General features: G+C 40.8%; 1 protein-coding gene. It reads right to left on the bottom strand.

Translation table 11 applies throughout. The annotated features are described in order from the left end of the window. Positions 1-15: 15 nt before the first annotated feature. Positions 16-903 carry an IS982 family transposase gene (locus H5202_RS23305; protein ID WP_182774091.1) on the bottom strand — a complete coding sequence of 296 codons (888 nt, stop codon included), beginning with the start codon at positions 901-903 and terminating at the stop codon, positions 16-18. Positions 904-993 lie beyond the last annotated feature (90 nt).

Here is a 993-nt window from a genome sequence, read left to right as displayed (position 1 = left end):
TAACCTGAGATCGGTTTAAGCCATAACAGAAATCGCATTGAAATCGACATCTGTGATATTGAGTTGTGGCTTACTTTCTTTGAGTTGATAAGCGATTAAACCACCAATCATATTCAACATAAAACCATGCACACTTCTGTGTCTCGAATGCTCGATTTGTGAGATGTTTTTAAGCTGGTCATTGATGGTTTCTATAATAAATCTTCTTGAAAGCATTGCTCTATCCCACAGTGATAAAGCCTTCTTTTTCATGTTCTTGCGAACATTATTTACCAAGGTTACGCCTTTCTCAAGTAAGTCGCTTGCCAACGCTTTACTGATATAGCCTTTATCCGCATACAGCCTATCCATTGCGTTCACCACCATCCCTGAAACAGGCTGAGTATCATGCATATTGGCAGCTGTTATTTTGGCTGCAACAATACCGCCTTTATGGTTCACGATGAGGTGAAGCTTGAATCCGTAGAACCACCCCATGGTCCCTTTTCCTCGACGAGCAAGGCCTGATAAGGTTTTATGTCGAGGAATTCGCAAATTATGGCAGACCTTTACGCTGGTTGAATCAACGAACTCTATCCCCGTTGGTAGACTTCTGATGCTGGAAAAATAACTGCATAGTGGCACGACTGTTGTCGGCATTAGTTCAAGAAAACGGGTATAGCTGAGTAAGTTGGGAAAGTCTGATTTGAAGAATCGAGCAAGATATCCAGTGTAATAATTTTTGAAATCACGATGGTGAGACGTATGGAAGAGTATGATAATAGTCATTATTTCACTCATATCCATCCTGCTCTGACGTTGGCGTTTACGCGTACCATCTGTTAAGCACTGCTTTCTCCATTGTGGGATAAATACAGTACAAAAATCATCGACATCACAAAATATATCCACTAAATTATTCATAAGCCCTCTGCGTGATTGGTTCCTTCTTGGTCGAAAGATCTGATCACGAAGAGGGCGATTAGTTCAATTTTTTATCCCGAGTTCAGGTTA

Origin of the sequence: Shewanella sp. SG41-4 (assembly GCF_014164505.1) — a bacterium.
In the GTDB taxonomy this organism is placed as follows: domain Bacteria; phylum Pseudomonadota; class Gammaproteobacteria; order Enterobacterales; family Shewanellaceae; genus Shewanella.
This window is presented reverse-complemented; position numbering and strand designations above follow the sequence as displayed.

Bases quoted from the DNA above. Each gene is read 5' to 3' on its own strand.
- H5202_RS23305 (WP_182774091.1), bottom strand. From the start codon at position 903: ATGAATAATTTAGTGGATATATTTTGTGATGTCGATGATTTTTGTACT.